The 20759-nt window shown below is 68.5% G+C and carries 23 protein-coding genes and 1 pseudogene; 7 read left to right on the top strand and 17 right to left on the bottom strand.

Features of this window, described 5'->3' with window-relative positions:
* Positions 1-128: 128 nt before the first annotated feature.
* Both AB0G04_RS18355 and AB0G04_RS18350 read right to left on the bottom strand, forming a co-directional pair.
* The gene (locus AB0G04_RS18355) at positions 129-1370 is read right to left on the bottom strand and encodes a GAF domain-containing sensor histidine kinase (protein WP_360983494.1); all 1242 of its coding nucleotides are present in this window, start codon (positions 1368-1370) and stop codon (positions 129-131) included.
* Positions 1371-1499: 129 nt separating this feature from the next.
* Complete coding sequence (locus AB0G04_RS18350) at positions 1500-2747, bottom strand: PP2C family protein-serine/threonine phosphatase (RefSeq protein WP_360983492.1); 1248 nt, start codon at positions 2745-2747, stop codon at positions 1500-1502.
* 403 nt (positions 2748-3150) lie between these two features.
* On the opposite strand from AB0G04_RS18350, the gene AB0G04_RS18345 reads away from it, so the two are divergent.
* Positions 3151-3354: a cold-shock protein gene (locus tag AB0G04_RS18345; protein ID WP_360417608.1), complete on the top strand. Its 204-nt coding sequence runs from the start codon at positions 3151-3153 to the stop codon at positions 3352-3354.
* Here AB0G04_RS18345 and AB0G04_RS18340 read toward each other — a convergent pair whose 3' ends face one another.
* The 4 genes from AB0G04_RS18340 to AB0G04_RS18325 all read right to left on the bottom strand — a co-directional run bounded on the left by AB0G04_RS18340 (position 3355) and on the right by AB0G04_RS18325 (position 5621).
* The gene (locus AB0G04_RS18340; protein ID WP_360983961.1) at positions 3355-3681 is read right to left on the bottom strand and encodes an RCC1 domain-containing protein; all 327 of its coding nucleotides are present in this window, start codon (positions 3679-3681) and stop codon (positions 3355-3357) included.
* Positions 3682-3915: 234 nt separating this feature from the next.
* Positions 3916-4215, bottom strand: coding sequence for an ANTAR domain-containing protein (locus AB0G04_RS18335; RefSeq protein ID WP_360983490.1), 300 nt, complete (start codon positions 4213-4215; stop codon positions 3916-3918).
* 26 nt (positions 4216-4241) lie between these two features.
* Positions 4242-4673, bottom strand: coding sequence for a hypothetical protein (locus tag AB0G04_RS18330; RefSeq protein ID WP_360983488.1), 432 nt, complete (start codon positions 4671-4673; stop codon positions 4242-4244).
* A gap of 111 nt (positions 4674-4784) precedes the next feature.
* Positions 4785-5621 (bottom strand): ATP-binding protein, encoded by an 837-nt coding sequence (locus tag AB0G04_RS18325; RefSeq protein ID WP_360983958.1) that lies wholly within the window; start codon positions 5619-5621, stop codon positions 4785-4787.
* 20 nt (positions 5622-5641) lie between these two features.
* On the opposite strand from AB0G04_RS18325, the gene AB0G04_RS18320 reads away from it, so the two are divergent.
* Entirely contained in the window at positions 5642-5914 is a 273-nt protein-coding gene (locus AB0G04_RS18320; RefSeq protein WP_360983976.1) for a hypothetical protein, read from the top strand.
* A 388-nt stretch (positions 5915-6302) separates the two neighbouring features.
* Here the strand turns inward: AB0G04_RS18320 and AB0G04_RS18315 are convergent.
* Positions 6303-6665 (bottom strand): annotated as a pseudogene (locus tag AB0G04_RS18315) (GAF domain-containing protein); the annotation flags it as partial.
* A gap of 413 nt (positions 6666-7078) precedes the next feature.
* On the opposite strand from AB0G04_RS18315, the gene AB0G04_RS18310 reads away from it, so the two are divergent.
* The 3 genes from AB0G04_RS18310 to AB0G04_RS18300 all read left to right on the top strand — a co-directional run bounded on the left by AB0G04_RS18310 (position 7079) and on the right by AB0G04_RS18300 (position 8672).
* A complete protein-coding gene (locus tag AB0G04_RS18310; protein WP_360983486.1) occupies positions 7079-7420 on the top strand; it encodes an STAS domain-containing protein in 342 nt (113 codons plus the stop codon).
* 240 nt (positions 7421-7660) lie between these two features.
* Entirely contained in the window at positions 7661-8068 is a 408-nt protein-coding gene (locus AB0G04_RS18305) for a response regulator (protein WP_360983484.1), read from the top strand.
* A gap of 79 nt (positions 8069-8147) precedes the next feature.
* On the top strand, positions 8148-8672 hold the full coding sequence (locus AB0G04_RS18300) for a GNAT family N-acetyltransferase (protein WP_360983482.1): 525 nt from the start codon (positions 8148-8150) through the stop codon (positions 8670-8672).
* Positions 8673-8739: 67 nt separating this feature from the next.
* On the opposite strand, the gene AB0G04_RS18295 is transcribed toward AB0G04_RS18300, so the two are convergent.
* Both AB0G04_RS18295 and AB0G04_RS18290 read right to left on the bottom strand, forming a co-directional pair.
* Positions 8740-10119 carry a M20/M25/M40 family metallo-hydrolase gene (locus tag AB0G04_RS18295; RefSeq protein WP_360983480.1) on the bottom strand — a complete coding sequence of 460 codons (1380 nt, stop codon included), beginning with the start codon at positions 10117-10119 and terminating at the stop codon, positions 8740-8742.
* Between the two features lie 231 nt (positions 10120-10350).
* Entirely contained in the window at positions 10351-11310 is a 960-nt protein-coding gene (locus AB0G04_RS18290; protein ID WP_360983478.1) for a diacylglycerol kinase family protein, read from the bottom strand.
* Between the two features lie 555 nt (positions 11311-11865).
* Here AB0G04_RS18290 and AB0G04_RS18285 point away from each other — a divergent pair.
* Entirely contained in the window at positions 11866-12219 is a 354-nt protein-coding gene (locus tag AB0G04_RS18285; protein WP_360983475.1) for a hypothetical protein, read from the top strand.
* A gap of 248 nt (positions 12220-12467) precedes the next feature.
* Here the strand turns inward: AB0G04_RS18285 and AB0G04_RS18280 are convergent, their stop codons facing one another.
* From AB0G04_RS18280 to AB0G04_RS18250, 7 genes are all read right to left on the bottom strand, one after another.
* Positions 12468-13163: a cutinase family protein gene (locus tag AB0G04_RS18280; RefSeq protein WP_360983473.1), complete on the bottom strand. Its 696-nt coding sequence runs from the start codon at positions 13161-13163 to the stop codon at positions 12468-12470.
* 371 nt (positions 13164-13534) lie between these two features.
* Complete coding sequence (locus AB0G04_RS18275) at positions 13535-13771, bottom strand: hypothetical protein (RefSeq protein ID WP_360983471.1); 237 nt, start codon at positions 13769-13771, stop codon at positions 13535-13537.
* Positions 13772-14326: 555 nt separating this feature from the next.
* Positions 14327-15121, bottom strand: coding sequence for a hypothetical protein (locus AB0G04_RS18270; RefSeq protein ID WP_360983469.1), 795 nt, complete (start codon positions 15119-15121; stop codon positions 14327-14329).
* A gap of 163 nt (positions 15122-15284) precedes the next feature.
* Positions 15285-16790, bottom strand: coding sequence for a diguanylate cyclase (locus AB0G04_RS18265; protein ID WP_360983467.1), 1506 nt, complete (start codon positions 16788-16790; stop codon positions 15285-15287).
* A gap of 59 nt (positions 16791-16849) precedes the next feature.
* Complete coding sequence (locus tag AB0G04_RS18260; protein WP_360983465.1) at positions 16850-17545, bottom strand: DUF3267 domain-containing protein; 696 nt, start codon at positions 17543-17545, stop codon at positions 16850-16852.
* Between the two features lie 108 nt (positions 17546-17653).
* Positions 17654-17941 (bottom strand): antibiotic biosynthesis monooxygenase, encoded by a 288-nt coding sequence (locus AB0G04_RS18255; RefSeq protein WP_360983463.1) that lies wholly within the window; start codon positions 17939-17941, stop codon positions 17654-17656.
* A gap of 86 nt (positions 17942-18027) precedes the next feature.
* Positions 18028-19548 (bottom strand): GGDEF domain-containing protein, encoded by a 1521-nt coding sequence (locus AB0G04_RS18250; RefSeq protein WP_360983461.1) that lies wholly within the window; start codon positions 19546-19548, stop codon positions 18028-18030.
* A 311-nt stretch (positions 19549-19859) separates the two neighbouring features.
* Here AB0G04_RS18250 and AB0G04_RS18245 point away from each other — a divergent pair, with 311 nt between their 5' ends.
* Entirely contained in the window at positions 19860-20192 is a 333-nt protein-coding gene (locus tag AB0G04_RS18245) for an EAL domain-containing protein (protein WP_360983955.1), read from the top strand.
* An 83-nt stretch (positions 20193-20275) separates the two neighbouring features.
* Here the strand turns inward: AB0G04_RS18245 and AB0G04_RS18240 are convergent, their stop codons facing one another.
* Positions 20276-20596: a helix-turn-helix domain-containing protein gene (locus AB0G04_RS18240; RefSeq protein ID WP_360983459.1), complete on the bottom strand. Its 321-nt coding sequence runs from the start codon at positions 20594-20596 to the stop codon at positions 20276-20278.
* Positions 20597-20759 lie beyond the last annotated feature (163 nt).

The following is a 20759-nucleotide window of genomic DNA, read 5'->3' as shown; positions in this document are numbered from 1 at the left end:
AGCGGTCATGGGCAGACAGCTACCCGGTCCGCCGGCGGACCCACCTCGGCTTCGCCCAGGTCACCCCATAGGAGGCGAAGCAACACCTCGCATGCGTGAAGAATGCCCTCCCCCGTTGCGCTCTGCTGCTACCGCGCGGAGTCGTACCCCGGATCGCCGGTGGGGACGGTGATGCAGACGGTGGTGCCGCCCCCTGCCGTGTCGGTGATGTCGAGCCGCCCCCCGTGGGTGTGCACGATGCGGCTGCAGGTCGACAGTCCGATGCCGTGGCCGGCGCTGTGCTCGGGGGCGAGACGGGTGAAGGGCCGGGTCGCCAGTTCCCGTTGCTCGGCCGGGATGCCGATGCCGTTGTCGGCGACGCAGACGCGGTACCAGCCGGGCTCGGTGACGGCGGTGACGGTGACCCGGCAGGACCGGTGGGGGTGGCGGTACTTGATCGCGTTGCTGATCAAATTCTGCAGCAGGATGCGCCATTGGGTGCAATCGGCGGTCACGGTGGGCAGTTCGCCCGTGGTGACCTCGGCGCGGGCGTCGGTGATCTGTACGGCGAGATCCTCGAGGACCTGCCGGGTGAGCTCGGCGAGGTTCGCCTCGGCCGCGTGACCGGCAGCGGCGGCCGTGGCGTGTTCCAGCACGTCGTCGATGAGGGAGCTCATCCGCTGAGCGGCGGCCGAGATGCGGTCGGAACACCAGGAGACGTCGGCGTCGGCATTGACCGTGGGCAGCTGGTGCAGCTCGGCCGAGAACGCGAGGATACCGGTCAGCGGGCTGCGCAGGTCGTGCGCGAGCTGGGCAGCGAAGTGCCGCAGCGTTTCGTTGGCGCCTTCCAGCGCGGCCCGGGTGCGATGCTGTTCGCGGAGCAGGTCGGCGACGAGGAACCCGTGCCGGCGTAGTTCCAGCACGTCGATGGCCATCCGGGCGAGCCGGTCCAGGCCTTGCCGCTGTTGCTCGTCGAGTACCCGCGGAACGTTGTCGAACACGCACAAAGTACCCAGCACGAACCCGTCCGGGGTGCATAGTTGGGTCGAGCCGTAGAAGCGGAACCGCTGGAACATCCCGGTGACGAAGGGATTGGCCGCGAATCTCGGATCGTTGCGGGCATCCTCGACGTACATCGGTTCGGGGGCTACCAGAGCCACCGAGCACATGGAGTCCTCCCTCCGGCACACTGCCACGTCGATGCCGACGGCAGCGACCTGGTGCTGGCGGTCGTGGTCGAGGACGAACAGCACCGAGATCGGGACCTGGCACAGTTGAGCGGCCAGCTCCACGACCGTCTGCAGCTCAGGTTCGGGCGGGCCGTCGAACAGGTGGTAGCGCGCCAGTGCCGCTGCCTGTGACTGCTCGTCCGCGGGCCGTACCGGGATCATCGCTGTTGCCTTCCGCCAGGCCATATGTCCGGAACACCCGGGGGAATCTTTACCGTACGCCGGGCCCGGCTCCGTGGCAGGTAACCGCTCGATGCGGGCGGCGGTGCAGGAGTACTTGCTGGATCCGTGTCATCCCACGGCGTCCAGGGGCGCCCGGTTGTCGGATTCCGGTAGTTCGGTGTCGGAGTCCGCCGGTGCCGGGCTGGTCCACTGGGTGAGCAGCACGGTGGCGTCGTCCTGCAGGCAGTCGTCCTGATGCTCGAGGATGGCGTGGACCAGCCGGCGGGTGGTCTCCGGCAGCGGCAGCCGGTCGGCGATGGCCTTGACCGTGAAGTCGATGAGCCGGTCGATGCCGAACGGTTCGCCGTCGCGGGAGCGGGCCTCGGTGATGCCGTCGGTGTAGAGCAGCACATGGTCGCCGGGCTCGAGGGCCTCTTCGACGACGACCGGCGGCCGATGGTGGCCGAGAGAGACCGGAAGCGCCGTCGGGGTGGGCAGCACCTTGACGGCTTTGCCGCGGCGGATGACCACGCCACCGGGATGCCCCGCGGAGATCGCTCGCAGCGACCCGGTGCGCTGGTCGAGCTCGGCGAGCACCGCGGTGATCATGCCCAGCCGGTCATGGGCCTGGACTGCCCGGTCGATGTGATGGTAGGTGTCGATCAGGTTGAATCCGACCCGGCGGGCGTTGCGGTAGGCCGCCAGTGCGAGGGAGGCCAGCATGACTGCTCGCATCCCGCCGGCCGAGCCGTGCCCGACCGCGTCGAACAGCGCCATGTGCGCGATGTCGCCGTTGACGGCGTAGTCGAATGCGTCACCGCCGACGTCGTAGCACGGCTCCAGCACTCCGCTGATCATCAGATGGCCGGTGGAGAACGTCAGCGGCGGCAGCTGGGCACGCAGCATCTCCGCGGCCAGGAGCATCGGCTCACGGCGGCGCAGCCGTTCGATGGTGTCGCTGTAGAGGTCACGGGTCACCGCCAACTCGGCCAGCAGCGCGGCGACCGTCGCGCAATCCTCCACGACGGTATCCCCCGCCGGGCCGTCCAGGACGACCTCCAGGACGCCGAGGCGCTCGGCACCGTTGATCAGCGGCACCCACAGTCGGACGCCGTCGGCCTCGGCGTCGCTCACGCAGGCGGCGACCGTCGTGAACGCGCGCCCTGCCAGCGTTCCGTCGATCATGAATGGCTCACGACGTGGAGCGTCGCCCGCGACCAGGGGAAGAAGCTCACGCTGCCGGTGATCCACCAGATACATGATCATCGCGTTGGCGCCGACCAGCGGGGCGGCTCGCATCGCCATCTGCGGCAGGTCGTCCGGCCGGGCATGGTGCGACTGCCGCAGCAGCCGGCCAAGGGCCTCGATCGCAGTCACGGCAACCTCCTCATCACGCACGCCAGAGGAGTGTGGCGCACCCGGAGCGGACACGACAGCGCACGGCGGCGGAGATCACCCCGGCCGGCCGCCGTCTGCTGCTCACGCCCACCCCGCCGACCAGTGGACCATGACCGGGATCCGCGACGACGACTCCGTCCCCCCTGCCGATCCGACGTGTGCGCCGACGCCACCGGAGCGCCAGCAACAGATCTCATCGATGTTGTGCTAGGGTGATCTTGTTGCAGTTTTGATTTCCGTAGACGTCTTGGGCGCCTGTTGGGGTAATCTAAACCCACCTAGGTGCTTTTCGTTTTTTGGTGTCGTTTCCGACGCTGGTGATCAACGCAGCGGCGTGCGAGACCGCACAGTGCGGTCTCCGACAGCCTGCGAAGGAGCAGACATGACTACAGGTACCGTGAAGTGGTTCAACGCCGACAAGGGCTTTGGCTTCATCACCCCCGACGACGGCGGCGCCGACGTCTTCGCCCACTTCTCCGCGATCGCGACGAGCGGCTTCCGCAGCCTCGACGAGAACCAGAAGGTGGAGTTCGACATCACCCAGGGCCAGAAGGGCCCGCAGGCGGAGAACATCCGCCCGCTCTGATCAACGCTTGACGAAACGGCGGCCCGGCTGGTTCAGCGGGCCGCCGTTTCGTGTGTCCGAACGGGGCACGAGTCTCTCCCCGGCACCAGAGACCCTTGCGGTGGCGATTGCGCATGAGGTGTGAGCCTCGATCCGGATCAGGGCGGCCGTCGTGGCGGATTCTCCGTCGAGCAGCCGGACCGGCGATGCCGACGTCGGGGTGCCGAGCTGGCCGTAGGAGTCCGAGCCCCAGCACCACAGTTCGCCTTGCGACCTCGCGGGCGCAGCTGTGCGATACGCCGGCGGACAACGCTGACCACTTTTGGCAAGGTCACGCCGTGCCTGAATGGGCTCGTGGATCGGCCCGAACTCGCGGTTACCCGGCGCCGGCGCGTGGCTGCCAGCGACGAGGACTGGAGCATCACGATGTCAGAGGGCGGCCTCGACTGGGCACGCACCCTGACGGCCGTGGTGGTCCATGGCGACCGGTTGCGACGTTCGCCACTCGAGCGGACCCCGGAGCGACCGGAAGTTCGTGCCGGAACACCTCCGGCAAGAGGTCTCCATGCTCCCGGAAGGGCCTCAGTTCTCCGGGTGGGAGTGGGGCGCGGTTGCGCCGTCGAGTATGGCGGAGGCGGTGTCGGCCAGTGAGTTGCCGGTCTCGGCGGCTCGAAGCCGGAGTTGCCGATAGGACTCAGTGGCGTTGCGGTCGTTACGGGCCATGAGTACGCCGATAGCCTGCTGGATGGTGGCGCGCACAGACAAGGCTCCCGCAAGTCCGGCGAGGAGCTGCCGGGCACCGTGGTCGATGTCCGACCGGTTGCCGTCCGGTGGCGCCTGCCCGGTGTAGACGGTCCGGACGCAGCCGATCAGAGGAGCCATGGCAGCGGTGTCGCGGCCATAGAGATTCAGTACGGCGATCGGTGTGCCGCTACGGCGAACAGCGGTATCGACAGTGAGGTGTGCAGTCCCAACCCGTGTGCGGCGCGGTAGAAACCGGGCCATGACATGGTCGCCGCGATGTCGGGCACCCCGACCGGCGCGGCCGTCCGAAGGGAATGCAGACAGGGCCCGGCCTCGTCGGTGTACTGCGCCTGGTCGACCGCCGAAGCCAGTTCGCTGCTGGCGGCCACGGTGGTGTATCCCTGTCCTCGCCACGCTGTGATCGACGCATAGTCGACGGCGGCGAGCGTGTCGGGGGCCAGCCGGGCGATGTGGGTCAGGTGGACATCGACGATGGAGGCGTCGTCGGCTGTCGCGGCAAGTGCCACGAGGGTGCCCGCGAACGAAGCCGGCGCCGTCGGCCGGTCGGGGACGTCGGGGTGCTGCGAAATCGGCATTGTTCGCCTTTCTGGTCCCGGCCCGCACCGGGTATCCCGCCATCACGCCGCAGCATGAGCCGCGAGACCCCCGTAACGGCAGGCCGGTGAGTTGCTTCCACGACGCAACGCTCAGGAGCTCCTGCCCGGTACCGGTGCCGGCAGCCGGTAGCGCAGCATCAGCCGGGCGCCGCCTGCGGGAGCGGAGGCGATGGCGAACTCGCCGGCGACCTGGCCGATCAGCCAGAGTCCGCTGCCGTTGCCGAGGTCGTCAGGTGCGACAGCCGGCACGGTGACGTGCGCGGGCAGTCCGGGGCCGTCGTCGCTGATCTCGCACCACAGGTCTGCGGCGTGCGACCACAGCCACAGCCGACCGGAGCCACCACCATGTCGTACGGCATTGGCAGCCGCCTCATGAATGGCCAGTACCAGCTGGAGCCGCGCCGCTCGGGGGAACCCGTTGACGGACAACCAGCGGCTCACCGCGGTGCGGAGCGTGGCAAGGGAATCGAGGTCGAAGGACCGGATCAGCACCATCGGACCGGCGATCGCATCGACGTCGGCTCGGGCGGTCGCAGGGTCACCGTCCAGGACGGCGCGGGCGAACTCGCCGAGCGGGTGGCCGGTGCGTTCACTGTGCCGCAGCAGCTCGTCCGAGGCGGTGTCGATGTCGACGCCCAGGCGTTCGGCGACGACCCCCTTGGCGTGTTCGATGAGCACCCGGGTGTTCAGCACGTGCCGCAACTGCTCGCCGAGAACCAGCCGTTGAGCAACGGTGCGGTGCTGGAGCAGGCCTACCGTGGTCACATTGGCCAGCGCCTGCCCGAGACGGACTGCGTCGTCGTCCAGCGGCTCAGCCTGCTCGCGGAGCAGGGCGAGGACTCCGATGACCTCGCCGCGCAGGCGCATCGGCAGCGTGTACACCGAGCGGAATCCGTCGGCGTACGCCTTCCGGCGAACTGCGGCCACCGTCCGCCAGGGGTGTCCAGGTGGCGGACGGCGAGCGGTTCGCCGGTGGCGAAGCAGTCCGCGCACGGCGCCACCTCGATGTCGAACAGCTCCAGCATCCGGCCGTACTCCGAGGACGACGCCGTCAATCTCAGCACCCCGTGCTGGTCGGCGACGAGGACGCCGGCCAGCTGCACATCCAGGAGCTGCACGCACCGGCCGGTGAGCAGGCGTACGAAATCCCCGACATCGATATCGGCGACCAGCGTGTCGGACAACTGCACGAACGCCTCGGCAACCGCTTGCTCCCGTGACATGTCTATCCAGCTCCATCCTTGTCGCCGGCAGTGCGGCCCGGCTCACCGTCGACATCGCCGAAACGCAGCCGGCGGGCCACCACGTCGGCCACCACTGCGTCCAACTCTCGGTCCACGGCGAATGCGTAGGCCCGCAGCCGGGCGAACGCCTCGTCGATCCTGCCTCGAGCTGCACACTGATCATGCCGGTGGCCTGGTGCACCACCGCCCGCTGTGCAAGGTAGCCTCCGATACCGGCGTCGTGGTCCCCGCTGTCGTCGCCGGGCAGACTTTCGGCGAGAAGCAGGTCGGTGACCGCGTCGGCGAAGTCCAACGCGTCCGCCAAGTCCTGACCGGCCAGGAAGCCGGGACTGTCGCGGTACAGATCAAGGACGCCGACTCCCAGCGTGCCGGCGCGCAGCGGCAGCGCGAACACCGCCCGCGCCCCGGCCTGCAGCGCCGCCCCGGCGAACGCCGGCCACCGCTCCCGCCACGTCGCAGCCTGAAGATCATCGGCCAGCACCGGGCTACCCACGTCGAAGGCATCGCGGCAGGGGCCTTCCCCCAGCAGCAGCTGTAACTGTTCCACCCCCTCGCTGACGGCGTCACTGGCATAGCGCACCTGCTGCGCCGTGCCGGTCATCACCGCGACCCCCACACCCTGTAGGTCGGGGAAATGCGCCACGCACGCCCGACACAACTCGTCCACCTGTGGACCGTGCTCTGCCACCCGCTGAGCTACCCGAGGCCGCCGGCCATCGCTATCCATCGTGACCACCGCCGGCCCGGTCTGTGCGCACACATCGCTTGGCCACCATGACGGCAACCTCCGAGCCTGCGCCGGCGTATCCGTACGAATTCGGACCCGGCGTCACGGGAGCCGGCATCCCACCGAAACGGCACCATCCGGACCTACGGCAGATCTGCCCCAACCGTACGCCTCTGCACCACCGCAGAGTGTCGCGGCCGACCGATGCCGATCTGCGCAGAGTCCCGAGAGAGTGATCCGGCCCGGCCGGGGCCACGATCGGAGAGAATCCGCTTGAGCCTCGGAGACCCGGCCGAAGACTTCCGGATCGAGTTCTCGGTCCACGTCGAGGCCTTCGGATCTCGCCTGGCAGAGGGCTGCCGCTTCTGCGCAACGACGTCGAAGTCGGCACCCACCACAACTTTCTTGTGGAGATGACCATGTGGGCCAGGGGACCCAGGGTTTACACCGTCACGAGCCGCGATCACGGTCATGTGCATGTCGCCGTGGTGCGCGACATCGACCGGGACACCGTGGGCGCGCTGGTCGATAACCTCACCGGCGAGCTTGGCGGGCGCCCCGCTCCGGTATTCCTGTGTGTCGATCTTGCCGACGTCACCTTCCTCGGTGTCGCCGGCATCAACGCGCTGCTTGCCGGGCAACGCCAGGCACGCCGGTGTCGCGTCACCTATCAGGTGATCAACGCGGCCGGCATCGCCCTGTACGCACTACGGGCGTTACGCCTGGAAACTGTGCTGCTCACCCCGCGCCGATAGCCGTGGAATCGCACGCTCATCCCTGGCGATCAGCGGTTCCTTTCCGCAGCCCCTCTCGTCGTGGTACGAGTAGCGGACCGAGGTGCGACCATATCTGCCCTTACATACATTGGGTCGGGTTTAACCTGAGTATGCTTCGCCGCCCACTGACGGCGGGATCTCCGGTGCAGGGATCAGGGTTCATGGTCACCGTCGACGCCGAGCAAGTCCACCGGCCGCCCCACGCTACGGAGGTCCAGTATGGCGAACATCCTCATCAGCGAAAACGAGCCTGACATCCAAGACATCCTGGTCCGGATCTTCCGCCGTGACGGCCATGACCTACACGTCACCGACAACGGCGACGACACCCTCAGCCATGCGCTGGGCGCACGTCTCGACCTACTCGTCATGAACCCGGCCCTGCCCGGCCTGGACGGTCTCGACGTGTGCCGCAAGCTCCGCAGCGACCCCCGCACGCAATCCCTGCCCATCCTGCTGCTCTCGGTGCACCAGTACCCCGCCGAGAAGAACGCCGCCTACCAGGCGGGCGCCGACGACTATCTCGGCAAGCCGTTCGACCTCTACGATCTGCTCGCCCGCGCCAACACCCTGCTCACCCGAAACCGCCCACCCGAGCAGGCACAACCCGCGCAGACGTCGGCGTGAGAACGAGGGCCGCCGGTTCGCCGCGTCATCGGTGGCACGAGCGCGTGCCGAGGACTCAGCGGTGTTCCAGAATGCGACCATGAGAGACAACGTCCCTCCCCTGGGGGACCTTCTGATCCGCCGCTACGAGGCCACTGACGCCGGCGATACGTGGGAGGTCTTCCGCGCGGCCGTCCACGGCACGGCCAGCCGCGACTACACCCCTGAGCAGATCCGGGCATGGGCACCTCCCACCGTCGACGAGGCCCGGTGGCAAGGACGTCGCTCGGCAGCGCACACCTACGTCGCCTGCCTGAACGGAGCGGTCGTGGGCTTCAGCGATTTCACGGACGACGGCCTGCTGGACATGCTTTTCGTCGACCCCGACGTCGGCCGGCGCGGGGTGGCTCGCGCGCTGATCACCCATATCCTGCGAGAGGCGGCAGCCGCCGGTCACCAGCGGCTGCATGTGCACGCCAGCCTCACCGCGCGACCCGCCTTCGAGCGTTTCGGCTTCACCGTCGACGCAACTCGTCTGGCCGAGATACGCGGGCAGCAGCTGCGAAACTTCGACATGAGCATCACCCTGAAGCCGCACGCCAGAACTGAGCAGGCCGTCAGCTGAGCGATGAGGCGGTCACGAGACCAAGTGGTCCGGACCAGGAGTTCCTCCTCGGCCCCGGCTGTCCGGGTCACACGGAGGGAAGCCGGTCCCAGAAGGTGGCAAGGGTGGCGGCACCCGCGAGCAGCACGTCGATGGAGACCCGCTCGTTGCTGTCGTGCCAGTGGTCTTCGGGCAGACCGGTGCCGAAGTACACCACCGGCGCCCCCACGCGCTCGGTGAGCCAGACCGCCGGGCCGCCGCCAGCGTTGCCCATCCGGCCGGCGGGACGCCCGAAGCACTCGCCCATGGCCTCCGCAAGAGCGGTGACCGCGGGAAGGTCCTCCGGGGTCCGGTACGGGTCCTGCGCGGTCTCCGGCGATACGGTGAGCTGGTAGCCGAACCGGTCGCTGACAGTGTCGGCCAGCCACCGCCGCAACTGGTCGGCGATCTCGGCGCCGGTCTGGTCACAGACGTACCGGATGCTCAGATCGGCCGTGGCAACCGACGGCACCGCCGCCCGCGACGGTCCGATCGGGTCACCGGCGATCATGCTGGTCACCTCGATCGCCGGCCGCGTCCACAACCGTTCCAGCACCGTGTACCCTGCCTCGCCACCCACACTGCGGGTCAGCGAACGCTCCAGCCAGTCGGCGTCGCTGTACGGCAGCGCGGCCAGCTCCTCACGGAACCGCTGCGACGGCTCCACCACACTGTCGTAGAAGCCGGGCACCGTGATCCGCCCCTTGTCGTCGTGCAACTGCCCGAGCAGCCGGCTCATCTCCAGGACCGGATTGGGTGCCGGCCCGGACACCGCTCCGCTGTGCACGTCCTGCAACGGCCCCATGATCTCCAGCTTCGCCAGCATGGTGCCGCGCATACTCACACACACCGCCGGATGATCCGCACGCCACAGCAACGTGTCGGAGAAGACGATCAGATCGGCGCCGACCCGCTCCCGGTTGTCCTGCAGCAGCTGCCGCAGATGCGCCGACCCGGTTTCTTCCTCCCCCTCCACCAGCAACCTCAGATTCACCGCCGGATTCTTGCGGCCGGTGGCGGCCAGGTGGGCGCGGACAGCCCACACGTGTGCGAGGGCTTGACCCTTCGCGTCCGACGCGCCACGCCCGTAGAGGTACCCGTCACGGACCTTCGGCTCGAACGGCGCGGTCTCGTCCCACTCCTCGTCCTTCGCGGCGCGTACATCGTGGTGGCTGTAGATCAGGACCGTGGGAGCGTCCGGGTCGGTGCACCATTCGGCGTACACGGCCGGACCGTCCTCGGTGTCCCAGACCTCCACCGACGGAAAGCCTGTCTCCCGCAATGCCGCCGCCAGCCAGTTCGCCGACCGTCGCAGATCGACCAGATGCTCCGGTACCCCGGCGATCGACGGGATCCGGACCCACTCCGCCAGCTCGGCGACCATGGCATCCCGATGGCCGGCCAGAAAGTCCCGCACATTCGTGGTCACTGCTGGTCCCCCATCCGCCCCGCCCGGGGCCACTGCGCCTGCCGTCCAGGCCCGACTACCCCCGAACCGGGTCGCTATGCCCGCCGGATACGGCCATCGCCGCAGCACCGGACAGGCCAGCGGCGCAGCGGTGCCGGCATCGCCTCGTGGGCCGCCCGGCCTTGCCGCCGGCGTCCTGGAGGTGGCCGGCTCCGGGGCTCCGCGCCGCTGCCGGTCCGTGACGACTGCTGATCAACGCACCTCGTGGGCGTCGCGCTCGACCGCCGCCGCGTCGTGGGTGAGGTCCGGATCGGTGGCGGGTTGAGGCACACACAGCAGCAGAGCCTTCGGCCGTACGGTGACGAGAAGGTCCTTGCCCGGGTCGATGAGGTCGCCGTCGAGTTGGCGGGGCTGGACGCGCCGGCTGCGGATCCGTACGCGGGTGGCGGTGTAGGTCTCCATGCTCGGCACGCTCTGTTTGCGGCGCAGAACGCCCCAGCCGAGGGCGGCCCAGTGGCGTAGGGTGCGCGGGCTGAGGATGGCTACGTCGAGCAGGCCGTCGTCGGGTTGCGCCTCGCTGAGCAGTCGCATGCCGCCCTGCAACCGGCCGACGTTGCCGACGATGACGGTGCGGGGCCGGCGGGTGAAGGACGGCTTGTCGTCCAGGGTGATGCGCAGGTGCATAGGGCGGTCACGCAGGTGCTGGACGGCTCCGGCGACGTAGGCGAGCCAGCCGATGTGCTTCTTGGCGGTGTCGTTGGTGGCGTCGAGCATGTGGGCGTCGAAACCCATGCCGGCCATCACCGCGAAGCTCTGCTCGCCGACCGCGCCCACGTCGATACGGCGGCGTCCGCCCTGCAGGACGACCTCGAGGCCGGTGGCCAGGTCGCCGGAGAGGCCGAGGTTGGCGGCCAGCAGGTTGCCGGTGCCAGCGGGCAGCACCGCCAGTGCGACGTCGGAGCCGGCGAGGGCGGTCACGCAGGCCATCACGGTGCCGTCACCGCCGCAGACGAGGATGATTTCGGCGCCGTCGCGGACGGCTTGGGCGGCCTGCCCGGCGCCGGGGTCGTCGACGGTGGTCTCGAGCCACATCGGTTCAGGCCAGCCCTTGGCGGTGAGTGCGCCGGTGATGGTGCGGCGCAGCTCGTCGAGGTCGGGCACCTTCACGGGATTCACGACGACGGCTGATCGTAGGGGGCCTGTATTGGTCATGACGTCCACGGGAAACCCTTTCCATGCGAAAAGCGACCGCCGCCAGCCCTGTCCGGGGTTGGCGGCGGTCGTCAGCGTTCGTCAGGCGTCGGCATGATGGCGGCGGCCGGCTTCACCAGGCCGCGGCTGACAAGGTGACTGATGGACAAGTTCGTCGCGCAACGGTCATCCGTTGCTCTCGTGGACGTATTGCCCTCCAGTGGATTCCGCCAAACAGGGCGTATGTCACCGTCGGCAGAACACCTTCGAGGCTGGGTGCGCGCCCTCGCGAGCGCCGGAGGCACCCTGCGCCGGAGCTTCCGTTGGCGGGCTCGCCCCTCACCTGTGCATGGGCGACTGCGCGGCCGTGTCGCCCCGCGCTGACCCACGGACTGTTCTGCACGATCTGCTGGTGAAACACCCGAAAGAGTTTCTCCCGGTAATCCGATCATGACGTTCTCGAACGATAACGACTCGCCGGTGAACCGCGCCTGGTTAGCTTCCCGTCGAATGTCGCCGTGAGAATCGTGAGGAAAAAGAATGGCTCGATCGAGTGTTCTGTCGCGGAGTCGGCAAATGGGGGGCGGGGCGCTCGTAGCGGCGTTCAGCGCCGGCGCGGTCGCCTTCGCGGGGTCGCCGGTGTCGGCCGCTGCTCAGGAGGATGCCAACTACTGGTGCTACGGGTGTCGCGTGCTCGCTGCGGGGCCGCTGGCCGACACCGGGAAGGTCTTCGTCCTCCTGCGCGATCCGAAAGGAGAGTTCAGCGACGACTGGTTCGACGCACGGAAGAGTCCGGACCGGATTCTCACCACAGCTCTGGCGGCGCTGACGTCCGGCAAGACCGTCACTGTCAACTTGGCCGATACGACACAGTTCAGTGCCATCGACCGCATCTACCTGGAGCACGAGCCCGGAATCGCAGGGAGTTAGTACTCCCCACCGCAGGATCCGTTCGGCGACGCCATAAAGCCATCTACGGCCGTCGACAGCGGAGCAGACACCGTCACGTGACGTCGTCAACGGTTACGCACATCTCAGCCGCCGTGGCGGTGGCCGCCGCCGGCAAGGGTGAGCACCCAAGGACACCTTCGGGCCGGCAGGCAAGGAGCGGTCCACGGCAGTGATGAGGGCTGCCGTGGACCGCGCCGTTCTGCCCGGCGAGAACCGGCGATGCCGTATCAGCCTTCGTTGATCTTTCCGGCGGCGAATTCGGCTGCTTCCTGGACGCTGCCGTTGCGGGGGTACGCCAGATGCGCGGCGAAGTTGTTGCCGCCACCGCATACCGGGTCTCCGGTGTTGCAGAACTCCTTCGCTTTGGGCCCGAACGCGGGGCTGTTCTGCGCGATCGTCTGCCGCCGCAGGCCCAGGGGGTTGCCGAACACCACGACGGCGGCGACCCGGTCGTTCAGGTTCTCCGGAATCGCCTCCCCCGCGGTGCCGGCACCACGGATACCGATCGCGATGTCGGTCACGCTGGCGCCCTGCGAGTACCCGCCGATCACGAACCGGGTCTGCGGACAGTCCGCGGCCACTGCGGCAATGTGCTGACTCATGTTGGTAGCGCCGGGACCGGCGCTCCTCTGGTTGGAGGCCGCCGCATAGACGACGGCGAACGAACTCACGCTCTGGCCGGGCAGTTCACTCGCGAGTGCCTGCGCCAGCGGCCGGCCGACGATGCCGAGGCCCTGAGGCTCGCCTGTGCCACGGGCGAAGACCAGTTGCACGTCGCTGCAATCGCCGCCGTTGTCCACCGGAGCCCCGCCGCCGTTGCCCCCTCCCGCGCCGTTGCGGTTCCCAAAGCCGAAGAATCCGGCCCGGGTGCCGCCGTCGCGGCCGAAGCCCGGCAGCGTGCCGGCGAACGCCTGCGGCGTCACGATCGCGCCGGCTCCGACGACCGCCGCGCTGATCCCGAACAGAACGACACGCCGAGCCCTACGACTCTGCCTACGGTGACTGAACATGTGCCTCGCCCCTTCCACCATGCGGTTGCAAGCCGGAGTACGGACGCGGACCGCCCAGGGGTCTGCGACGGCCGTCTCACAACAGTGGAGCGGACAGCCCTGGCGGTGCAGACATGCTCGACGGCAACGTGGGGTCCCCGTCTGCCGAACAATGCATGAGGCGAATTCAGTCGGCGACCGGCACGGCGGGCAGGTCCGGCAGGGGTGAAGTCGCTCGAAGGATCGCCGGCCATCGGATCACCTCAACGATCGGTGGCTCCCCGTCACCGACACTCTGGCGGCCATCAGATGGTCGATTCTGCCTCGAGCAGTTCCCGCCACACGCCGCGCGCCATCAACCGGTCGAGACGGTCGCACGCACCGCGTTCGTCGTAGAACCATGCCGGGCCTCGTCGGGAGTGCCAGGCGACCCAGCGGCCGTCGGCGCACTCCCCCAGCCTGATGGTGGCCTGTGCGGACGTCCATGCCCGCAGCCACGTCACACCGTCCAGATCCTGTTTATGTGCCCGTTCCGTCCCCATGCTCGCGCAGGCTAACCGCTGTGCGGTGCCGGGCTCGGCATTTCGCGTACTGCAGCGCGCCCTGGCCGGTACGGATCCGGCCAGGGCGGGCGCAATCGGTTGTCCGAGGGCGGGGTCCCGCCGAAACGCCGGTGCCCGCCCGCCGCCGCTGCTGTCAGCGACAAACTCACAAGGACGAGGTGGATTCCTCAGCCGGCGATGGGGCCTGCGCCGAGGACTTGGGGCAGAGGCAGAACCCTCTGTCGAGGAGCAGCCGGGCGCGTGCCGCCGTGTACTCCGTCTTGTTGCGCGCGGCCACCGGCCGGCGGCAATAGTCGCAGAGACGAACGCCGCTCACGTCAGAGTTCACCGGACCGGTGTGGTAGTTGATTCTCATGTGCGGGCCTTCCTGTCGTCCCGGAGCTGATGTCGGGCTCTGTTAGTGCCCCGGGTACGGCCCGTCAAAGCGGTTCGGACTGTGACGGGCCCCATCCCCGATGCGGCAGCCCGGGACCGGAGGTCGGGAGGCGCTAGGAAGTACCTGCTGAGCAGCCCCGCGAGGAAGGCCGGGAACTTTCAGTCTCCGAACTCGACGGCGAAGTCGCGGAAGACGGTTTCGAAAAGCTCCAGCCGCTCCCAGCCGAATCGACCCGGCTCCGCCTCGTAAACTGCTTGGCCGGCCAGGCTCCAGAGTGCCTCGGGCGACACCGCCTCCGCGCCGAATGCCACGAATTTCCGAGCCTCCGCGACCGCCGCGGCCGCGGTCAGGAGGTCGTAGTGAGCCCGCTGCCGCTCCTGCGCATCCATCCCGGCCGGATCTGCGGGTGTGCTGTCGGCGATGGTGTCGGCCACCCACAGCCACTCGCCGGCGTCCAGCAGCTCGGACGGGCGTTCAACGCCGAAGCACGGCTCCCCCTGGTCGGGGATCAGTGGCTCCTCCGGGAGCCGGAACGTGAACTCGCGCGGGCTGCCGCAGTCCGGGCACGTTCCGGTGTACCGGCTGCACGGCTCGCCGTCCACCACGACGACCCCGAAGTGCCGCTCGAACGCCTCTTCCCCGCAGACGTCACACGGGTGCAGATGCATGAAGAGATGGGCTTCAGCGACGGAACGGACGAGGCCGATCACCCGGATTCCCGGCCGGTGGGACGTTTGCGACTCGGCGGAGGGCTCAGTCATCCGGAACGTGAACTCGCGCAGCCGGGCACACTTCACGCAGCAGAAGTCGAAACGTACGGCCGGAACTCCTCCGACCACACATTTCTCGCCGGCCCGGTTCTCGATCTCGGTCCTTTTGGAGCCGCACACGCACCGGCGCTTCTGCACGTAAGCGAGAACCTCGTCGAAGGTGCGAGCGTACGGAAACGCCATCGGCCTACCTCTCAGTCGACGCAAGTGATCCACGACGATTGCCGCGCCGGCCACGGGCGCCGTCCACGGTAGACCACCGTCCCAGAGGGACATCGGCGATCGGGGATGCCTCGGCCTGAAGTGACTACGGCCGGCGGTGGTGTGCCGTTCGGTATTTCAGTGTTCAGCAGACGACGATCTCTTGCGCGGCCTCGACTCGGTTGCGTCCTGCGGCCTTCGCTGTGTACAGCGCCGCATCGGCCGTACGCAGCAGGTCCTCCGCCGTCATGCCGGGCCGGAGCCGCGCGACCCCGGCGCTGATGGTGGGACGCAGCGACCCGTGGTCGGTGTCGAGCACGAGCATCGCGCACCGTTGCCGCAATTGCTCTGCGTGCGACATCGCCGCTTGGAGGTCGGTGCCGGGCAGAACCACGACGAATTCCTCACCGCCGTAGCGGGCGACCGTCCCGCCGGGGCGGCCACAGCGGACGAGTTCACCCGCCAGGTCCACGAGCAGCCGGTCGCCGACTGCGTGGCCGAACCGGTCGTTCACCGACTTGAAGTGGTCCACGTCGACCATGACGACGGCCAGCGCGTCGTCGGCCGCGCGGACCGCGTGGCCGAGCACCGAGGTGAGGTGCCGCCGGTTGTACAGGCCGGTGAGGTGGTCCCGGACGGTCTGTTCCGTCAGCTCGGCACGCAACCGTTCCAGCTCCGTCACGTCGCGGGCGACCACGACCCAGCCGAGGCCGCGACCGTCGTCCGGAGCCCGCATCTCGACCATCCGCACGTCCAGGCAGATTCCGTCGCCGGTGGTGAGCGTCATGTGCCGGTCGGCGTCGAGCTCGACACCGACCAGGTCAAGCCACGCACGGTTCACGACCGGTTGCCCGAGCAGCCGCTGCGCCGCCGGATTCGCCTCGATGACCGTCCCGCCCGTATTGACCACCAGCACGCCGTCGCCGAGAGCGGCGAGCACCTGCTGGTAAGCCACCGGCACCGGTTGGCTGTTGATCCCGGTGCGCTCGGTCCACCACCACACCCCGGCGGTGACCAGGAACGCCACCGACGTCAGGTCCAACTTCAACGCGCCCTGGTTGCTGAACAACGTCACCAGGTTGGCCACCGTCGGTGCGAGACCGCCCAGCAGAAAACAGGTGAACGCGCGGCGCTGACCGGCGACCGTGCGTAGCATCGCCCGGATCACCAGCAGCGTGCCGGTGCTGATCAGCAGGTAGCTGTAAGCGCTATGGACCCAGTACAGAGGGCCGGGGTGCAGGTGCAGCGTGCCGGCCGCACCGGCCTCGACAGAGGTGAAGAACAGCCCGTGCCAGCCGTTGGTGGCGGCCGTCAGCGAGACGAGCACCGGCTCGATCCCGAGCAGCAACACTGTCCGCCGGGTCGGCCTGGACCGGTAACCGGCGTATACGCGACTCTGCCAGTAGAACCCCGCCACCACCAGGCTGACGCCGGGGAAGATCGCGTAACTGAAGGCGACCTGCATCGCCAGTTGCGGCACGGCGACCGACAGCGCCTGCGCCGCCGCCCACTCACCGATGCCGACCAGGATCAAGCTGAGCGGCGCGGCGAGCGGCGTGACCGTCCGGCGACGCCACGAGGCCCTGGCGGGCGCGAGCGCGGCGACTGCGGCGAACGCGTAGAGAAGCACCAGGGCGAGCTGCACGGACATGTGATCGGCGCCCCGGACTCCGGGCTGAGGACTTCAGGCATCCGCCGTTCGCTCGGCGCCTACAGCGATTTCCTTCGACTGGTGCGTTCGGGCTTCCGGTCGACGCGCCGCACGGGAATGCGGGATGCCACCGCGACGGGCACCAGCCACGTGATGCCGTCGTGGCGATCCTCGATGACGGCCGCAGCGGGCGTCGTGATGATCCGGGCGCACAGGTAGAGGTCACCTGTGGCACTGGCGGCGTTGAGAGCGGCACCGAACAGGACCACGATGGCCAGCGGCGCGGGAAGCGCGGGAACCAGCACGATGGCCGTCACGGAGATGCCCACCAACGGCGCCAGGCCCACCACGAGGTACTGGTTGCGGCCCAGGTACCAGCCGGGAGCCGCCGCGTACGCGTACCAGCCCCGGTACCCGAATTCCGGGCGCGTCCCGGTGTACAGCCAGAACGCGAGGCCATGCACGGCCTCATGCAGCACAAGAACCACGAAGGGCATGAGCAGCAGACCGAACAGCGCGACAATGAAGGTCATCGAAGCGGGCGCAGAGCTGGACCACGAGGTGGACAACCAGGAGATGAAGTCATCGAAGAGCTCGGGCCGGATCACTGAGGCGAGCGCAGCGAACCCGTAGCCCGCGATGATCAGTCCGGGCACGCTCGTCACATTCATCCACAGGAGCAGGCGCCGGTTGCCCCGCAACGTTACAGATCCTGCCTGGACATACCCATCGGGCGGGGTACGGGAAGCGCGCATGTCCCCATGATTGTCGATCTGTCAAACATCATGCCGCGGCTGCCGTTCCGCTCCAAGGAGGTGGGAGGAGCGCCTACCGCACACACGCCCCGGGCCGTCGCACCGCGCTCACCGCTTGGCCGGGCCCGGGCGCAGGAACTCCACGCGTGTGGCGGTCAGCAGCGGGTCCTTCGCCTCGTGGAAGCGCCGGACGTGTTCGGCGTCCTCGTGCGCCTGGAAAGCGTCACGGTCCCGGTAGACCTCGTAGAAGACCCGGGCCAGCGGCTCGCCCTCGACGGCCGAGGTGGCGTACACCAGGGTGCCGGGCTCACGCTCGGTGATCTGCTCGACGGCGGCCGCCGTCAACTCGTCGAAGCGCGCGGCGGCGGCCTCATCCCGGCAATCGAAGCGAACCACCAGCGCGAACACGCCAACCGCCGTCCCTCGTCAGCCGGATCGTCGCACGGCCGTGGAACAACGATCATATCGACGCCTGCCCGGTGTCAGGCGAGTTGGGCCAGCCGGAAGGATCCCTTGCCGGCGCTCTTGGCGGCGTACATGGCTTCGTCCGCCCTGTGCAGCAGGACAGTGGCGTCCCTGTTCTCCGTGCTCGTGATCGCGACGCCGATGCTGGCTCGGACGCGTACCAGTTCGCCGGCACTCAATTCACAGGGTTCGCCGAGCGCCTCGACGATCCGGTCGGCGACCTCCGCGACGTCGTCGGGCCGCGCCTGCTCGATCAGCACGGCGAATTCGTCGCCGCCGAGACGAGCGATCACATCGGCCGTACGGGCACCGGCTCGCAACCGTGCCGCGGCGCCGATCAGCACCGTGTCCCCGGCGGCGTGCCCGTACGTGTCATTGACCGGCTTGAAGTCGTCAAGGTCGATGAGGAGAACCCCGACCTCGCCGTCTCCACGGCACAACGCCTCGTCGAGGCGTTCCAGGAACTGGGCCCTGTTGGCCAGGCCGGTGAGGCTGTCGGTGAAGGCCATGGTGTGCAACCGGGCCGCCAGCGCGTCACGTTCGAGGAGCAGTTCGTTGTTGGCGATGAACGAGGTCAGCTGCCGGACCACCACCACGCCGGTGATGACTCCCAGGCCGGCGACAGCGACCCACAGGCGCAGACCTGAGGCCTTGACGGCCAGGGTGAACACGAGCAGCGCGAAGGTCGTCCAGAGCGCCACGTACGGCAGCAGGCTGAACGGAAGCCGCCGTCTGGCGCGGCGTTGTTCCCGCGCACTTCCCGCCGACCGGTTCTGCGCCCAGGCGGCGATCATGAGCAACGAGTGCGATCCGACGGTCATCGTGAAGATGACGCCCGGCCGGCCGGTGAGGACCAGCTGCGGCCCGAGCACTCGAGAAAGCGCCTCGACGACCGCGGCGATCGGGCCGAGAATGCCGATCGCCCAGGTGAAGGGTGCGACCCTGCTGAGGTACAGCCGCCCGACGGAGAACGCCGTCAGCATGGCGACGATCGGTATGGCGGTCACGGCGACCAGATCGTCAGCCAGCAGCGTCCGGTTGTTCCCGGTGGTGGTCACCACGGTCCAGTAAAGGCCGTAGGTTCCGGCGGCGACCACCACTGTCGCCAGATCGAGCAGATAGCAGACCCGATCGCGGGGTGACCGGTGCGGGATCGGATAGGTCAGCACCACCACGATGAGCACCATGCAGCCCGCGCCCAGCGCGATCGTTCGGGCGAGCCCGGTGCCGGTCAGCGCGCCCATCGACAGGGGCGCCGCGATGGCTGTGGCCAGTTGTGCCCACTCCCCGAGGGCGAAGGTCACGCCCGCCACGCCGAAGGCCGTCCAGAATCGGCGGCGCATATCGGTCGCGTGCATCCGGCGGCTCGCACGAAAGGCGAAGTACGACATCATCGAGGCGAAGACCGCGACGGCGAACCAGCAGCTCAGCGTCTGTAGCCGTGCGCCTGCGGAGGTCAGCGTGAACCAGCTCGACAGGACCAGGACGACCGCGGCCGCACCCGCGGGAACAGCGACGCCCAGACGTTGCCGGCTCATGATTCGCTGCTGCTGGCATACCCGGCGGTGCCGAGCCATATGTGCCCTGCACGCATCCGACCCTCGCTCCCGCTCCGCGACCGATCCGGCGCCGGCATCCGCCGCGGTCGCGGCACGCCGGTTCGTTCCGTCATATCGGCAGCAGACGGTGAGGCTTGAGGGACTTCTGCGCCGGTCCGCATACCTTCGCGACCCGCGTGGTGCGATCGGCGGGCGTCCACCGCCGCGCCCGCGAGAGCACGGGTGGGCGGTGACCGACACCGTCTTCTACGCCGCTCGGTTCAACGGCGACCAGGCGCCGCCGGACTGCCATCGACGACTTCGGCACCGGCTACTCCTCGCTGGCCTCCCTGCGGGAACTACCGGTCGACATCTTGAAGATGGACGGCTCGTTCACCTCCCAGCAGATCGAGGTCGGCAGCCCGCGGGAGATCGCCTTCGTACGCACGATCCTCGAACTCGGCCGGAGCCTGGATCTGTGCACGCTGGCCGAGGCGGTGGAGACCGAGGCACAGGCACAGCGGCTACGCGAGGTCGGGTGCCACCTCGCCCAGGGTTACCATTTCGCCCGCCCGGCACCGCTGGCGCGATTGCATGAGGTGCTCACCGTCCAGCGATCCCCCGTCCGGGGACCGGCAGCCTGAGAGTGAGTGAGCGGTCCCGGCCCACCACGATCGGCACCCATGATGGCCAACCGAGATCTGCGAGGCTGTTCAGCTTCAGCAGATCATGCTTGCAGCGGTTCGGTGAACAGGCGGATGAGGTCGCCGATGTGGTGGTCCGCTTCGACCGGATGACGGAAACGGCCGGCAGTGTTGATCGTGTACTGGTTGCGCCGTCCGACTCGTTCCCGGTGCAGGTAACCGGCGGCTTCGAGGTCGGCGACGATGGCCTGTGCGGCTCGTTCGGTGATGCCGACCGTGGTGGCTACGTCGCGCAGCCGAGTCGTCGGTTCGCGGGCGATGGCCAGCAGTACGTGGGCGTGGTTGGTGAGGAATGTCCACCCCTTCGCCGCGGATGCGGTGCTCGGTGGGGCTGTCGCAGACATCGGCGCATCCGTTCCTGGCTAGACCTCCCGCCAATATACGCCCCCCGAGACACGAAAACGACATCGTATTTTCCAACTGCTGTTCCTTGACGTACGAACGAAGCTTCGTGAATACTCGATCGCAGTTCGAGGGGAGTACCCGACGATCCACGCGCCGCCGTCA

The sequence above is a fragment of the Actinoplanes sp. NPDC023801 genome, from assembly GCF_040639655.1.
Taxonomy (GTDB): domain Bacteria; phylum Actinomycetota; class Actinomycetes; order Mycobacteriales; family Micromonosporaceae; genus Actinoplanes.
Note: the sequence above shows the minus strand (reverse complement) of the source record. Positions and strands in the feature narration are given on the sequence as shown.